This window comes from Streptomyces sp. NPDC020875 (genome assembly GCF_040641415.1).
In the GTDB taxonomy this organism is placed as follows: Bacteria; Actinomycetota; Actinomycetes; order Streptomycetales; family Streptomycetaceae; genus Streptomyces.
This window is the reverse complement of sequence record NZ_JBFADP010000019.1, coordinates 1-13,448: the sequence shown is the minus strand read 5'-3', so window position 1 is coordinate 13,448 and position 13,448 is coordinate 1. Positions and strand designations below refer to the sequence as shown.

Annotated in this window: 11 protein-coding genes and 2 pseudogenes; 10 read left to right on the top strand and 3 right to left on the bottom strand. The window is 74.4% G+C overall.

Translation table 11 applies throughout. From position 1 onward, the window contains the following. The first annotated feature begins 121 nt into the window (after positions 1–121). The 4 genes and pseudogenes from AB0G74_RS13240 to AB0G74_RS13225 all read left to right on the top strand — a co-directional run bounded on the left by AB0G74_RS13240 (position 122) and on the right by AB0G74_RS13225 (position 4,513). A complete protein-coding gene (locus AB0G74_RS13240) occupies positions 122–799 on the top strand; it encodes a polysaccharide deacetylase family protein (RefSeq protein WP_361144735.1) in 678 nt (225 codons plus the stop codon). Continuing rightward, positions 796–2,034, top strand: coding sequence for a glycosyltransferase (locus AB0G74_RS13235; protein ID WP_361144540.1), 1,239 nt, complete (start codon positions 796–798; stop codon positions 2,032–2,034). The genes AB0G74_RS13240 and AB0G74_RS13235 overlap by 4 nt, the downstream gene beginning before the upstream one ends. A 263-nt stretch (positions 2,035–2,297) precedes the next feature. Beyond that, a pseudogene (locus AB0G74_RS13230) lies at positions 2,298–2,963 on the top strand (lipopolysaccharide biosynthesis protein); the annotation flags it as partial. Between the two features lie 236 nt (positions 2,964–3,199). Further along, positions 3,200–4,513 carry a GNAT family N-acetyltransferase gene (locus AB0G74_RS13225; protein WP_361144537.1) on the top strand — a complete coding sequence of 438 codons (1,314 nt, stop codon included), beginning with the start codon at positions 3,200–3,202 and terminating at the stop codon, positions 4,511–4,513. On the opposite strand, the gene AB0G74_RS13220 is transcribed toward AB0G74_RS13225, so the two are convergent. Beyond that, complete coding sequence (locus AB0G74_RS13220) at positions 4,510–5,931, bottom strand: glycosyl hydrolase (protein ID WP_361144534.1); 1,422 nt, start codon at positions 5,929–5,931, stop codon at positions 4,510–4,512. The two genes, AB0G74_RS13225 and AB0G74_RS13220, sit on opposite strands and share 4 nt — an antisense overlap. Positions 5,932–6,122: 191 nt before the next feature. On the opposite strand from AB0G74_RS13220, the gene AB0G74_RS13215 reads away from it, so the two are divergent. The 4 genes from AB0G74_RS13215 (at position 6,123) to AB0G74_RS13200 (ending at position 10,863) form a co-directional block, all read left to right on the top strand. After that, positions 6,123–7,391, top strand: coding sequence for an ATP-grasp domain-containing protein (locus AB0G74_RS13215; RefSeq protein WP_361144531.1), 1,269 nt, complete (start codon positions 6,123–6,125; stop codon positions 7,389–7,391). 61 nt (positions 7,392–7,452) lie between these two features. Next, complete coding sequence (locus AB0G74_RS13210) at positions 7,453–8,721, top strand: FAD-dependent oxidoreductase (RefSeq protein WP_361144528.1); 1,269 nt, start codon at positions 7,453–7,455, stop codon at positions 8,719–8,721. Positions 8,722–8,906: 185 nt separating this feature from the next. After that, positions 8,907–9,509 (top strand): hypothetical protein, encoded by a 603-nt coding sequence (locus tag AB0G74_RS13205; RefSeq protein WP_361144525.1) that lies wholly within the window; start codon positions 8,907–8,909, stop codon positions 9,507–9,509. A gap of 190 nt (positions 9,510–9,699) precedes the next feature. Continuing rightward, on the top strand, positions 9,700–10,863 hold the full coding sequence (locus tag AB0G74_RS13200) for a serine hydrolase domain-containing protein (protein ID WP_361144523.1): 1,164 nt from the start codon (positions 9,700–9,702) through the stop codon (positions 10,861–10,863). Positions 10,864–10,908: 45 nt separating this feature from the next. Here AB0G74_RS13200 and AB0G74_RS13195 read toward each other — a convergent pair whose 3' ends face one another. Further along, positions 10,909–11,175 carry a hypothetical protein gene (locus AB0G74_RS13195; RefSeq protein ID WP_361144520.1) on the bottom strand — a complete coding sequence of 89 codons (267 nt, stop codon included), beginning with the start codon at positions 11,173–11,175 and terminating at the stop codon, positions 10,909–10,911. Positions 11,176–11,545: 370 nt separating this feature from the next. Here AB0G74_RS13195 and AB0G74_RS13190 point away from each other — a divergent pair, with 370 nt between their 5' ends. Then, the gene (locus tag AB0G74_RS13190; protein ID WP_361144518.1) at positions 11,546–12,148 is read left to right on the top strand and encodes a hypothetical protein; all 603 of its coding nucleotides are present in this window, start codon (positions 11,546–11,548) and stop codon (positions 12,146–12,148) included. Positions 12,149–12,193: 45 nt separating this feature from the next. Then, complete coding sequence (locus AB0G74_RS13185) at positions 12,194–12,703, top strand: DUF5949 family protein (RefSeq protein ID WP_361144516.1); 510 nt, start codon at positions 12,194–12,196, stop codon at positions 12,701–12,703. On the opposite strand, the pseudogene AB0G74_RS13180 reads toward AB0G74_RS13185, so the two are convergent. Then, positions 12,693–13,292, bottom strand: a pseudogene (locus tag AB0G74_RS13180) (hypothetical protein); the annotation flags it as partial. The gene AB0G74_RS13185 and the pseudogene AB0G74_RS13180 sit on opposite strands and share 11 nt — an antisense overlap. Between the last annotated feature and the right edge of the window lie 156 nt (positions 13,293–13,448).

The window sequence follows — 13,448 nt, the reverse complement described above, 5'->3', positions numbered from 1 at the left end:
CAGGGGCGCGGGGGCCTGCGCGCACGGCACCCGGCCGTCGCACCCGGACGGGACCAGGACGCAGTCCCCGCGCCGGGACGCCGGACCCGAACGGCCCGCCGCCGGGCCGCCGTGGATCCTGATGTACCACTCGGTCGCCGACCCGGCCCATGACCCGTACGGCATCACCGTCGCACCCGACCGGCTCGACCTCCAGCTCCGGTGGCTGGCGGCCCGGGGCCTGACCGGGGTGTCCGTCGCGACCCTGCTGCGGGCCCGCGCGGAGGGCCGCGGCCGGGGCCTCGTCGGTCTCACCTTCGACGACGGCTACGCCGACTTCGCCGCCGCCGCGCTCCCCGTGCTCCGCCGCCACGGCTGCACCGCGACCCTCTTCGTCCTGCCCGGCAGACTCGGCGGCGACAACGCCTGGGACCCGGACGGCCCGCGCCGCCCCCTGGTCGACGAGGCCGATATCCGTACCGCCGCCGCCGCCGGTACCGAGATCGCCTCCCACGGGCTCTACCACGTCGACCTGACCCGGCTCGACGGTCAGGCGCTGCGCGACGAGACCACCCGCAGCCGGGCCTGGCTGTCCGAGCTGACCGGCCGCGCCCCCGAGGGCTTCTGCTATCCGTACGGCACGGTCGACGGCCGGGTCGCGGCGGCGGTCCGGGCCGCCGGGTACGCGTACGGCTGCGCCATCCGCCCGCCCGCCGGGCTCGGCGGCCCGTACGCCCTGGCCCGTACGCACATCAGCCAGGCCGACCGCTCGGCCCGGCTCTGGGCCAAGCGGATCGGCCACCGGACGGGGCTGCGGTGAGCGCCGCGCGGCCCCGGGTGCTCCAGATCATCACGGGCCTCGGCACCGGCGGCGCCGAGCAGCAGCTGCGGCTGCTGCTCCGCCATCTGCCGTACGCCTGCGACGTGGTGACCCTCACCGAACCGGGCCCGGTCGCGGCCGGTCTCCGGGCCGACGGGGTCCGCGTCACGGACCTCCGGATGCGCGGCAACCGCGACGTGGCCGCGCTGCCCCGGCTGGTCCGGCTGATCCGCCGGGGCGGCTACGACCTCGTCCACACCCATCTCTACCGGGCCTGTGTCTACGGCAGGCTCGCGGCCCGGGCGGCCGGGGTCCGCGCGGTCGTCGCCACCGAGCACTCCCTGGGCGCCGACGCGATCGAGGGCCGCGCCCTCACCCGGGGCGTCCGCGCGCTCTACCTCGGTGCGGAACGCCTCGGCGGCGCCACGGTCGCGGTCTCGGAGACCGTCGCGGTCCGGCTCGCGGAGTGGGGCGTACCGCCGTCGCGGATCGAGACGGTCCCCAACGGGATCGACGCGGCGCTGTTCCGGTCCGACCCGGCGGCCCGGGCGGCGGTACGGGCCCGGCTCGGGATCGCCCCGGAGGCGTACGTGATCGGCGGCGTCGGCCGGCTCGTCCCCGGCAAGCGCTTCGACTCGCTGATCCGGGCGGTCGCCGCCGTCCCCGGCACGGTCGCCCTGATCGCGGGCGAGGGGCCCGAACGCGCCCGGCTGGTACGGCTCGCCGCCGGACTGGGCGTGGCGGACCGGGTCCGGCTGCCGGGCGACTGCGGGGTCTTCGCGGGCGAGGCGCCGGGGCTCACCGTGCCCGGGGTGCTCGGGGCGCTCGATCTGTTCGTCTCTCCGTCCCGGGACGAGGCGTTCGGGCTGGCGGTGGTGGAGGCGCTGGCCGCCGGGCTGCCGGTGGTGTACCGGGCCTGTCCCGCCGTCGCCGATCTGCCGCCCGCCGAGGTGCCGGGCGCGCGCCGGGTCGGTACGGACGACGCCGGACTGATCGCGGCCGTACGGGACGCGAAGGCGGGCCCGCCGCCGGGGCGCGTACCGGCGCCGGGCGTCGGCCGTTACGACATCCGGCGGACCGCCGAACGCGTCGCCGCCCTCTACGACCGTCTGCTCGGCGCCGACACCGGTGCCGATGCCGGTGCCGATGCCGGTGCCGATTCAGGCCGTTCGCACGAGCACCGTCCGCGACAGCAGTCCCACCAACACGATCCGATCGGGAGAGTCCAGCGATGAGGAAGTCCCAAGAGCCCCGGGAGCCCCGGTCCGAGCAGCCGGACAAGGGGGACGGGAAGCCGGAGCGATCCGGGAAGGCCGAGGAGCCCGGAAAGCCGGTGAAGGACGGAAAGGCGGCGAAGGACGGGACGTCCGAACGGCCCGACGAGCCCGGTCGAAACGAGCTGGATCGGGACGAGCCGGGTCGGGACGGGCCGGAGAAGCCGTCCCGCCCGTCGCGGCGCGAGCGGCGCGCGGCGGCCCGTACGAAGCCGACCGGTCGAAGGCTCCCCGTCTGGTGGCCGCTGCCCGCCCTCGCCGTCACCGGCGCGCTGGCCGGTGGCGCGTACGGCGCGCTGGCCACCCCCCAGTACGCGGCCACCAGCTACATCGTCGCGGTCGCCGAGGGCAAGGACGCCCAGCCGGGCGCGGCCATCGGCTTCGCCCAGGCGTACGGACGGGTCGCCACCAGCGACTCCACGATCGCCTACGCCCGGGTGGCCGCCGGGATGCCCGCCGCCGAACTGCGCGACCGGGTCCGTACGGAGACCTCCCCGGACTCGCCGATGATCGCGATCACCGGTACGTCCGACCGGCGCGGCGAGGCCGCCGACATCGCCAACGCCGTCTCCGACGCCGTCTTCGTGAGCAGCAATCAGGTCGCCGAGAACACCGGCGTACGGCTGCTGAGCTTCTCCCGGGCCATCCCGCCCGCCGAGACGGTCTCCCCGTCGATCCGGGTCGGTGCCGCGGTCGGCGGGGCCGCCGGTGGTCTGCTCGGCGGTCTGGTCCTGCTGGTACGTCCCCGGGCCCGGCGCGCGGACCCCGGCGCCGGCGACACCGCGGCTCCCGTGATCGTGCCGGCGCCGGTCGCCGCGACGGTACCCGGGCCCGCGACCGAGGGCGCGGCGGCGCCCTCGGCGACCGCCGCCGGGCTGGAGCGCGTCTGATGCCCGAAGCCACCGGCGGCCCCGGCCCGGCCCGTACGACCCCGGGCCCGGCCGGTCCGCCGTGGCGTGCCCCGAGCGGTATCCGGTGGGGGACGGGGGACTGGACGGGCCTTCGCGCCCCGTCGGACGGCCCCGGGTCCGGCCCCGCCGACGAGTGCTGTCTGCCGCGCTCCGGGCCCGGCCCGGGACCGGCGGCCGGATGCTGCCGGACCGCTCGCCCGGCGGGTCCGGCGGGCGTGGCGCGCCGGGGGGCCGCCGGGCAGATCCGGGCGGGCGACGCGGAAGGCACCGGGCCGGAGAGCGGGACCCCGGCCTCCGGCCCGGCCGGTCCGGGGCGTACCGCCGGTACCGGTACTCCGGAGGGGTTCACCGTCACCCTCTGCCGGGACGGGCGGGAGTTCGCCGGGCTGCGGGACGAGTGGGACGACCTCCGGCGGCGCTGCTCCACCGCCACCCCCTTCCAGAGCCATGCCTGGCTGGAGTCCTGGTGGCGGTCGTACGGCGGCGGGCCGCTGCGGATCGTCCTCGTCCGCCGCGCCGGACGGCTGGTGGCCGCCGCGCCGCTGACGCTGGTCCACCGGCCGATGCCGCTGCTCGTCGGGCTCGGCGGCGGGATCTCCGACTACACCGACGTCCTCGTGGCCGACACGGACCCGGCCACCGGCCCGGACAGGGACCCGGACACCGGCCCCGAGGGTGTCGACGCCGTGTACGACGCGCTGGAGCGGGGGCTGCGCCGGGCCGCCCGGCACGCCGTGGTCGAACTGCGCGAGGTCAGACCCGGGGCCGCCGCCGAGCGGCTGTACGAGCGGTGGACCGGGGCCCGGGGCGCCCTCACCGACTCCGTCTGTCTGGAGTTGCCCGCCGCCCCCCTCACCGACCTGGTCGAACGGCTGCCGACGCCCCGCGCCCAGCGGGTCCGGGCCAAGCTGCGGAAGATCGACGCGCTGGGGATCGAGGCCGTGCCCGCCGGGCCCGACGAGGTGCCGGAAGCGGTCGGGCGGCTGCTGCGGCTCCATGAACTCCAGTGGCGCGGCCGGGGTGTGACCGTGGAACACCTCCGGCCCCGGTTCGAGGAACACCTAGTCCGCGCGGCCCGCCGGATGGTCCGGGACGGCGACGCCGCCCTGACGGAGTACCGGCTGGCCGGGGAGGTCGTCGCGGTCAGCCTGACCCTGGCGTCCGAGCGGATGACCGGCGGCTATCTCTACGGGGCCGACCCCGGGCTCCGGGAACGCCGGGTCGACGTCGCCACGATGCTGCTGCGGCACGAGACCGGTTTCGCCGCCGGGACCGGCCGCCGGGTGGTCAGCCTGCTGCGCGGGGCGGAGCCGTACAAGAACCAGTGGCGCCCGGAGGCGGTCACCAACCGGCGGCTGCTGATGGCCCCGGCCGCGCTGGAACCGCTGCTACGGCTCCGGACGGCCCAGGCCGGGCTCCGGGACCGTACCGCCCGTACGGTCGCCGAACGGTTCCCGGCCGCGCGCGAATGGCGCGACCGGCTGAAGGACTGGCGGGCGGCGGCCGTGGACCGGGGCGATGCCGGTTAGGGCGCGGGGCGTTCCGCCGCCCCCGTACCGCCACCGCCGGTGTGCCGGGGCGCGCCCCAGCCGACGGGCCACGGCACCTTCACACAGAACTTGCCGTTCGGCGCCCACGGCCCGGCCCACTGCTTCAGCGGTGCCGGGACGCACCACTCGACCATGTTGAACCGGACGGGCGGGGCGATCTGCGGCACCGGAGACGGCTTCGGGGCCGGTTCTTCGGGTTGTGTTACCGGCGGCGGGGTCTGTGTGGGTACCGGGGTCGGCGCCGGGGTCGCCGTCGGTACCGGGGTCGGTACCGGTGTCGCGGTCTCCGCGGGCACCGGCGGAGCGGGCGGCTCCGGCGGGGCCGACGGCACAGGTGGCACGGGCGGTACGGACGGCACCGGAGGAACGGAAGGCACCGGCGGGACCACGGGCCCCTGGCCGGACAGCCGGGCACGGAACACACTCGACGATTTGGGGTTGTCATCACACTGCCAGACGCCGTGCGGACAGTAGTCCGTGATGGTCTGATAGAGCGGCCGGTGCTCGTCGATCCAGTCGAGCATGCCCCGCATGTACTCCGGGTTGTCCCCGTTGCGGAACAGCCCCCACTCCGGGTAAGAGATCTCCTTGCCGTGCTCCCGCGCGAACGCGACCTGCGCCCGGAGCCCGTACTCCGCCGACGCCTGCTCCTCGAAGGTCCGGCCGGGTGCCTGGTCGTACGAGTCCATGCCGATGATGTCGACCGTGTCGTCCCCCGGGTAGCAGGCGGTCCACGGCACCGCGTCCTTCCCCCGGTTCGGCGCGAAGTCGAACCGGAACGCCTGCCCGTCGACGGAGCGCATCGCCGCCACGATCCGGTTCCAGTACGCCTTCCACGCTGCCGGGTCCGGCCCGCAGCGGTGGGTGTAGGTGGTGCCGTTCATCTCCCAGCCGAGAACCAGGACCGTGTCCGGGACGCCCAGCTCCACCAGGCGCCGGGCCAGGGCCCTGAAGTGTTCGTCGTACTGCCCGCGCGCGCCCGCCCGCAGCAGCCGCCGTACCTCGTAGTCGGGGACCCGGGCCTCGTTCCGCTCCAGCATCGGCACATTGAGGACGAACATCCGGTCGCTCCGGGCGAGCCGCCAGCGCGCCCAGTCCGCCAGAAAATCGACCTGCCCCTCGATCCCGGCCCACCGGTCGCCGGGGAGATACGTATGGCCGACCCGCAGGTCCGTACCGCCGAGCCAGCGCGACAGTTCGGCGATCCGGCCCGGACCCGACGGGCCGTAGTCGACATAGGCGCCGACGGCGACGGAACCGCCCGCCCGCTCCCCGTCGCCCGCCGACCCGTCCGCGCGGGCCGCGCCCATCGCCGCCGCGGCGGCGCCGGTGGAGACCAGCAGACTCGCGGCCACCGTTCCGACGGTGGTCCCGGTGAGTCGGTGCCTTCGGACCATGGCTCCTCCTTGCGCGGGGCGTGAACTGGCGGCCCGTCGGACTGACGCCCTGTCGGATAAACCGGCCGTGTCCGACCTGCCCGGCCGTAGGAAGAAAGTCCTACGAATGGGCGGCTCGGGCGACCCCCGGTAGGCCATTCGCGAACAGACCCGCGATACGCACGACCATCCAGGTGAAAGTTGTAACGTCCATGCCACCCTTCGACGCCGGGGTCCCCGCACTCGTACTGCGCCTCGACCGCAACCCCTTTCACCACGGCACCCTCGGCGCCGTCAGATCCCTGGGGCGGGCCGGGATCGAGGTCCACGCGGTGGTCGAGTCGGCCGCCAGCCCGGTGGTCCGCTCCCGCCACCTCCACCGCGCGCACCCCGTCGGCCGCGGGGCGGTCGGCCGGGACGGCACGGGCTTCACCGAACTCCTGCTCCGGGTCTCGGACCTGATCGGCGCCCCCGCCGTGCTCGTCCCGATGGACGACCTCGGCGCGATCCTCACCGCCCGGTACGCCGACCGGCTCGCCGACCGCTATCTCTTCCCCCGGCAGGACGCCGGGGTGCCCGGATCGCTCGCCGACAAATCGGCGCTGGCGGCGGTCTGCGAACAGGCGGGCGTACCGCAGCCGCCGACCGTCGTCCCCGCGAGCGCGGCCGAAGCGGCGGCGGCCGTACGGACCCTCGGCGTGCCACTGGTCGCCAAATGGAGCCGGCCGTGGCTGCTGCCCCCGGCGTCGGGACTGCGCAGTACGACCCTGGTCGGCTCGGCGGCGGCGGTCCGCGAGCTGTACGCCAGGGGCGAGCGGTACGCGAGGGGCGCGCCCGGCGGCGTGGGACTGCTGCTCCAGCGGTATCTGCCGGACGCGCCCGACGCGGACTGGTTCTTCCACGGCTGCTTCGCCACCGGGGACGGCCGACTGCTCGCCGGGGGCACCGGCCGCAAGGAACTCTCCTGGCCGCCGCGCGCCGGACTGACCGCGAAGGGCCGCTGGTGGCCCAACGAACGGGTGGCGGCGGCGGCCCGCCGACTCGTCGACGCGGTGGGCTACCGGGGCGTCATCGACCTCGACTTCCGGCGCGACCGGGCCGACGGGGCGTACCGCCTGCTGGACGCCAACCCCCGGCCCGGCGCGCAGTTCCGGCTCTTCACCGACCCGGACGGCACCGATGTGGTCCGGGCCCTCTACCGCGATCTGACCGGCCAGCAGCTGGCGCCCCGGACCGAACGGCCGGGCCGGGTGTTCGTCGCCGAGAACTACGCGCTGCTGTCGGCGGCGGCCGCCGCGACCGCCGCCCTGGGCCCGGGCCGCCGGGCCGGGCCGGGCATCCGGCGGGCCCCGGACCCGGCCGGGTTCGAGACCGCCTGGTTCGCCGGGGACGACCCCCGCCCGTTCCTGGCCATGACGGGCGCCTGGCTCGGCCGCGGCCTGGCCAAAGGGGCCCGCCGCGCCCGCGCCGTCCTCCCCTGACCCATCCCCGATCTCTCGTCTCTCTATCTCCCCGCCTCCGCGAAGGAAGTAAAGGAACTACATGTACGACGTGGTAGTCATCGGTGCCGGGCCCTACGGGCTCTCCGCCGCCGCGCACCTCAGCGCGGCCGGCGCCCGGACGAAGATCTTCGGCCGGGCCATGGAGTCCTGGCGCGACCACATGCCCGGCGGAATGTTCCTCAAGTCGGAGCCGTGGGCGTCCAACCTGTCCGACCCGGCGGCGGCCCGGACCCTCGCCCGCTACGGCGCCGAAGCGGGCTTCCGCACCGAACACGGCCACCCCATCCCCATCGGCTCCTTCGCCGACTACGGCCTCTGGTTCGCCCGGCACGCCGTACCGGAGCTCGACGAACGGACCGTCACCCGGGTCGCCGCCGCGGCCGACGGCTTCACCGTCACCACCTTCGACGGCGACACGGTCCGGACCCGTACCGTCGTCGTCGCCGTCGGAGTACTGCCGTTCGCCCGGATCCCCGGCCCGCTGGCCCGGCTGCCGAAGGAGTACGTCACCCACAGCACCGCCCACCACGATCTCGGCCGCTTCCGCGACCTCGACGTCACCGTCGTCGGCGCCGGACAGGCCGCCCTGGAGACCGCGACCCTGCTCGCGGAGTCCGGCGCCCGCCCCACCCTCGTCGCCCGTGCCCCCGGCATCCGCTGGAACACCGTCCCCCTCGACCTGGACCGCCCCCTCCTCAAGCGGCTCCGCACCCCCGTCACGGCCCTCGGCTCCGGCTGGCGCGGCCGGATCTACGCCGACGCGCCCTGGGCCGTACGGCGGCTGCCCGCCCCCCGCCGGGAACACATCATCCGGACCGCCCTCGGCCCGGCGGGCGCCTGGTGGCTGCGCGAACGGTACGAGGACACGGTCCCCCAGCTCCTCGCCCACCGACTCCGGGGCGCCACCCTCCACGAGGGCCGCGTCCGCCTCACCCTCGACGCCGCCACCGGCCCGGCCACCCTCACCGCCGACCATGTGATCGCGGCCACCGGCTTCGTCCCCGAACTCGACCGCCTCCCACTCCTCGACCCCGCCCTCCGCACCCGCCTGACGACCCTCGGCACCGGCGGATCCCCCGACCTGACCGCGCACTTCGGCTCGTCCTGCCCCGGCCTCTTCTTCACGGGCCTGCTGAGCGCCCCGGCGTTCGGCCCGTCGATGCGTTTCATCCACGGCGCGACGTACACGGCCCACCGGGTGACCCGCGGAGTCCTCCACCACCTCCGCCCCACCCACGGCAAGATCCCACCCCCGTCCCAGGCCCCGACCCCCGCCCCGACGGACCACGCCCCGGCCAGGAAGAACTGAGATCCGGTCCCGTCCCCGGGTCCGGACACGATCCGGCCCGGGGGACAGGGCATGAATTCCCGCCATGAATGGCCTGAGTTCGCTCCGTGTCGGCGAACCTGGAAGCGTCCTTGCTCGCGACAAGCGGTCTCGCCGTAACTGCCGCGGTGAAGCCCCGAACCCGCCGCCCGACCGGAGGCTTTCGCGTGCCGACCGAACCCACGAACCCGATCGACCCCGCGATACCCCGGACTCTGCTGATCGTCTCCGCGTGGTGTCTCGGGGTGGCGTCCGCCGTGGTCGGACTCCTGTTCTGGTGGATGGATCACGCCCTCGACGAGGCGGCGGCCGAGGAGCAGGAGTGCTGTTGGCAGAGCGCCATTACTCCGAAGTGGCTGAGCAGCAAGATCGTGGTTCGTATTCCCGAGGGGGCTACCGATCTCCGAGCCGGATATCGCGTCGGGACGCGTTGGGACGAGGGGATTCTCGCCTTCTCCCTGCCGGACGCCGAGGCCCGGAAGTACGTGGCCCGGCTGGTTCCCCCGGGGCATCGGATCCTCGACAACGACGCCCCGCTCGATGCCTACACACGCCCCGACACCTTCGACCGGATCGGCCTCCTCGACCCGGAGACGATCCGAGGCTCGCGGTCTCTGACGGGCGGCTGCCGGGACGATCCGCCCGAGTCGGTCGAGGCCGAACACCTACAGACCTGCGCGGAGTTCTTCTCCTACGCCTTCGCGCCGGGATTGACCCGGATCTATGTCAGGGCCCACTTCGAGCCCGGAATCAGCCCGCTGCCGCAGTGAGCCGGTGCGGTCGGGGTCGGTCGCTCACGCCCATGTCACGGGCCACCGTCTTCAGTGGAGGCATCGACGGCCGTACTTCGGCGGCCGGTTGGGCGAAGTGAGAGGCATGGGCATGGACAGGGATTCCGTACGTGGTGTCGGGCGGCGGCGGGCGCTCGGGTGGGGTGGGGTGGGGGCCGTAGGGGTCGTCATGGGTGGCGGCGGGGCCGCCCGGGCCGAGGGTGAGGCGATTCCGGACGGCGCCCGGCCCGGTGGGGCGTACGACCGGTATGTGGCTCGGCTCGCGGCGGAGGACAAGTTCTCCGGGGTGGTGCTTTTGTCATACCGGGGGCGGACCGTGCTGTCGCGCAGTTACGGGATGGCCGACCAAGAGCGGGGGATCCGCAACCACGAGGGCGTCGCGTTCAATCTGTCGTCGGCGGGGAAGCCGTTCGGGCCGGTCGCCCTGTTACAGCTGGTGGAGCGGGGCGAGGTACGGCTCTGGGAGACCGTCGGCCGGTATCTGACGGGTTTTCCCCCGGAGATCGCCGACAAGGTGACCATCCACCATCTGCTCACCGGTACGTCCGGTCTGGAGAGCCCGCCCGAGGATCTGGCGCGGATCTTCGGGAGCCGGGAGGAGGTACGGGAGTTCTACGGGCAGTGGGCCCGGCGGGCGAAGGCGGTGGCCGCGCCCGGGACGCCCACCCATCACGCCGGTGTCGAGGTGGTCGTCCCCGCGCAGATCGTCGAGGCCGTGACCGGTATGACGTACTGGGACTACGTCCAGGAGAACATCTTCGCGCGGTGCGGTATGACCGGTACGGGGTTCTACACCCGGCCGCAGTGGCTGACCGACGAGCACATCGCGCACTCCTATATGCGGCAGGCGGACGGCACCCGGGTGGACGCCGTACGGAATCTGGACAAGGGCAGCCCCGACCCGTTCCACCCGGGCAAGAACCCCGGCCGGAGCTTTGTCGACCAGCCGGGCGACGGCGGCTTCGCGACCGCGCCGGACCTGGTCCGGTTCGCCCGCGCCCTGACCGAGGAGGGGACCGTACTGTCCCGGCCGTACGCCGAGCTGGCCACCGCGCCGCAGCGCCCGAAGCCGCCGCAGGGGGGTGGCTTCGCCGCCCGGACCGGACCCGCCCCGGTGCCCGCCGACGCCGCGTTCGGGAGTTACACGATGCCGGTCGGCCTGGTCGGCGGCGCGTGGCTGAAGGGGCGCGCCGGGGCCAACCCGGGGAGCGTCGCGAGCTGGAACGTCTATCCGGATTCCGGCTGGGTCGGTGTCATCCTCGCCAACCACGACGACGTGCCGTTCCGTGAACTCATCGAACGGGAGATCCGGGCGGTCACCGGCCGGCCCTGACCGTACGCGGGCGCGGCCGGGAGCCCGCCGGGCGGCGGCGGAACGTCACGCCCGGTGGGACGTGGGCCGGAGCCAGGAGGAGCGCAGGGGGTCCGGGTGCGGGGGCGGGAATCGGGTCGTACGGGCCCACTCCAGGTCCGGGCCGCCCGGGAGGGTGCGGTTGGCCGCGGACCATTCGCGGAGCAGTTCTTCGTAGATGGGGGTCGCGCCGGTCGTCGGTGCCGCCGGGTGGGCGGGCTGCTCCGGGTACGCGTGAGGGGCCGGAATGGTCGGGACGCGCTGCCATCGGGGAGTCGAGGATGTCCTTGCCATACGACAGCAAACGGTGGCTCACCCGTCGAAGTCACTGTGCGCCTACCTACGCGGAGTAGCGCAGGAACGGTTTTTCGAGGCGCGCGTTGTGAGCCGGTGCCCGGGGGCTCCGCCTCCGCGCACCGGCGCCGGAACAGCGCGTGAAACGGGGCGAGAAGGAGGGGTGGGGCGCACACCCCGGCGGCGCGCTGACCGCGCACGCCGGGGGAGCGCGCGATGGCTCGTTGGGGTGCACGTGACGCGACACGACCCCCGTGGAGGGTCCGTACGGCGGTATCCCGGGCGCAAGCGCGTGATCATACGGAAAGCGGCCTTACGGGCAACGGGCAACGGGCTGACGGACAACGCGACGGGCTTGACGAGGGGACCGATGATGCGACGGAATGTACGGCCGCTGGTACTGCTGTCGGTTTGCGCCCTGGGCGGCGCGGCGCTGGCGGGCTGCCAGGCGCTCGCGCCGGACCGTACGGCCGGTGAACCCGTCCACCCACCCGCCGTCGCCCGCCCGGCCCAGGACACCAAGGGCGGCGGAGCGGCGGTCGCCGCGCTCGGTGACGCCGTCGATCTCGGCGGCCGGGCCTCCGGCGAGCATCTGCGGATGTCGGTCCGGGCCTATGTCGATCCGGCCGTCGCCGTACCCGGCAAGGACGGAACGGCGGCGGTCGCCGGGCCCCCGGACGGCAAGCGCCGGATCGGTGTCTCGGTCGCCCTGCTCAATGTCGGCGGACATCGCTATGACGCCCGCAGGACCAAAACCTGGGTGACCGATACGAAAGGCGGTCGCCACCCCGCCGTGACCGGTGGGGAAATCACCACCGGCTCCCCGGTGGAATGGAACATTCTTGCGGCGGGTGAGGCCGAGCGGGGCTGGCTGCTGTTCGATGTGCCGGAGTCCGCGTATGTCACCGAATTCCATGGTGACCTCGGGAAATCGGCCGTCGAGTGGCGGCTTCAGGCTCCGCCGAGCAGGTGAATCGCGAAGGTGACGGGGCCGGTCGGGGCACTAGGGTGCCGAGCCATGACGACTGCCAACATCCCCACGCCCGCGAAGAATTCCGTGGTCCGCGCCCATTTGGGCACGCTTTCCGTACTGGCCTGGACCGGCGACCCCGAAGCCGGACACGACATGCCCTATCTGCTGGTCTATTCCCTCGGGGACGGCACCGGCAGCGCCGAGGAGGGCGAGGCCGCCCTGGTCGGAATGGTCGAGGAATGCGGCCTGCGGATCGGTGATCTCTCCGACGCCACCCCCACCTCGGTCAATTCGCCGATCCGGCTGCTCGTCGAGGGCGGCCAGGCCGTGCTCAACATGCCGCATCTCAGCGCCCAGTGCCCCGTCCCGCCGGAGTGGCTGACCGCCGCCGACGGCCGGGGCCATGTCCATCTGATCATCGCCTCCCGCCCCTGGCCGGAGGCGGCGCCCGGCGAGCCGGTGACCGAGGAGACCCTTCAGCGGTACCTCGGGGACGAGGACACCCTGCTGTCGTCGGGCCATGTCCTGGTACGGATCTCCCAGCTCAGGTCCTAGCGGGGGGAGCGGGCGGCACCCCGTCCGGCGCGGGCGCGTCCGAGACCGGGGCCGAAGTCGACGCCGGGGCCGGGGCCGTTTTCGGTTCCGGCGCCGCCCCCGGTTCCGAGGCCGGGCCCGGCGTCAGGTTCCTGCTCAGCGCCGCCAGGGTCAGGGTCACGACCACCGAAGCCACCGCCATCCCGGTCATCGCCGTCGCCGGGGCGACCAGTTGGGCCACCCCGCCCGCGACGACGGCACAGAGTCCCTGCGACGCGGCCATCCCGGTCGAGTGCAGCCCGAGGGCCTGCCCCGCGAGCCCGTCGGGCGTATGGGCCATCAGCCGCTCCTGAAGGATCAGCCCCGCGGCGAAGCCCGCCGACGAGACGGTCACCGCCACGGCCGATAGCGGCACCCCCGGCTCCAGGAAGAAGAAGAGGTACGGGGCCGCCAGCAGCAGCCGCAGCGGAATCACCAGCCGGCGGCGGGGGCCGGGCGGTATCAGCCGCCCCACCAGCAGATCGCCCAGGAACATGCCCAGCGCCCCGCACGCGTACAGCGGCCCGGCGGCTCCGGGGGCGTAGGCGATGTACAGCGAGTTGCCCCCGACGCTTGAAGAACTGGTCGAGGTGCCGCTTGACCGCCTTGCCCGTGGGCGCCACGGGGAGCCAGTCGTCCATCGCGCCCGAGGCCGCCTGCACCTCGGTCCAGCTCCATCTCCAGGTCACGCCCGACCGGTTCGCCGATGTCTGGAACGCGGCCCAGG

What these genes read in the sequence shown, in the direction of transcription:
- AB0G74_RS13240 (WP_361144735.1), top strand. Translation starts at nt 122, where the DNA reads ATGTACCACTCGGTCGCCGACCCGGCCCATGACCCGTACGGCATCACC.
- AB0G74_RS13220 (WP_361144534.1), bottom strand. Translation starts at nt 5,931, where the DNA reads ATGGTCCGAAGGCACCGACTCACCGGGACCACCGTCGGAACGGTGGCC.
- AB0G74_RS13215 (WP_361144531.1), top strand. Translation starts at nt 6,123, where the DNA reads ATGCCACCCTTCGACGCCGGGGTCCCCGCACTCGTACTGCGCCTCGAC.
- AB0G74_RS13210 (WP_361144528.1), top strand. Translation starts at nt 7,453, where the DNA reads ATGTACGACGTGGTAGTCATCGGTGCCGGGCCCTACGGGCTCTCCGCC.
- AB0G74_RS13200 (WP_361144523.1), top strand. Translation starts at nt 9,700, where the DNA reads ATGGGTGGCGGCGGGGCCGCCCGGGCCGAGGGTGAGGCGATTCCGGAC.
- AB0G74_RS13195 (WP_361144520.1), bottom strand. Translation starts at nt 11,175, where the DNA reads ATGGCAAGGACATCCTCGACTCCCCGATGGCAGCGCGTCCCGACCATT.
- AB0G74_RS13190 (WP_361144518.1), top strand. Translation starts at nt 11,546, where the DNA reads ATGATGCGACGGAATGTACGGCCGCTGGTACTGCTGTCGGTTTGCGCC.
- AB0G74_RS13185 (WP_361144516.1), top strand. Translation starts at nt 12,194, where the DNA reads ATGACGACTGCCAACATCCCCACGCCCGCGAAGAATTCCGTGGTCCGC.